Source organism: Halorubrum sp. SS7 (genome assembly GCF_005435055.1).
Taxonomy (GTDB): domain Archaea; phylum Halobacteriota; class Halobacteria; order Halobacteriales; family Haloferacaceae; genus Halorubrum; species Halorubrum salinarum.
The window spans coordinates 1-628 of sequence record NZ_SGXV01000227.1 but is presented as its reverse complement, the minus strand read 5'-3'; the positions used below and the strand labels follow the sequence as shown (position 1 = coordinate 628).

1 protein-coding gene is annotated in these 628 nt (G+C 63.2%); it reads right to left on the bottom strand.

Annotation, left to right across the window (positions count from 1 at the left end):
• Positions 1 to 614 (bottom strand): ABC transporter permease subunit (locus EXE44_RS17765; RefSeq protein ID WP_241991888.1); only part of this gene is annotated, 614 nt, incomplete at its 3' end.
• Positions 615 to 628: the final 14 nt, after the last annotated feature.

Sequence of the window (628 nt, the reverse complement as noted above, 5' to 3'; positions counted from 1 at the left end):
AACGTCTCCCACTTGTTAGCGCCGTGGATGCGAGAGGCGTACTCAAGGCGGTCGTCGATGGCCTCGAATGCCTCCCGGCTGGCGTTGACCGCGTACGGGGCCGAGACGAACGCCATCGCCAACACCATTCCAACCATCGTTCCGAGGACCGAGAACTGGGGGAATGCACCGCTCTTCCCAAAGCCGAACAGGATGATAATACCCGCGACAGAGTGGGGAACGACAAGGGGGAGGTCGACGAGACTCTCGACGAGGGGCTGGCCGGGGAATCCCTTCGCTAGCAGGTGTGCCAGTGGGACACCAAACAGGAGGCTGAGCACGGCCGCCAACAATGGACCATACACACCGAGATAGAGTACGCGGTGGACATCCGGATCCAGTGCCTTCTCGATGACGAGTGCAGGAGTCTGCCGTGCGACGAACATGAACAGGGGCAGCCCCAGGGCGATCATGAGGAGACTCCCGGCGGTCGCTGTCGCCACGGTGAATGAGGTTCCGTCGAGCGCGTACGCGGTGACGGCCGTGCTGCCCACGATGAAGTAGGCGTACCAGGTCGGCTGGCCGACCGAGTACGCAGCGGCGAATGCCAGCGCTTGGACGGCGACGAACGCCACGACTAGTGGTGTCC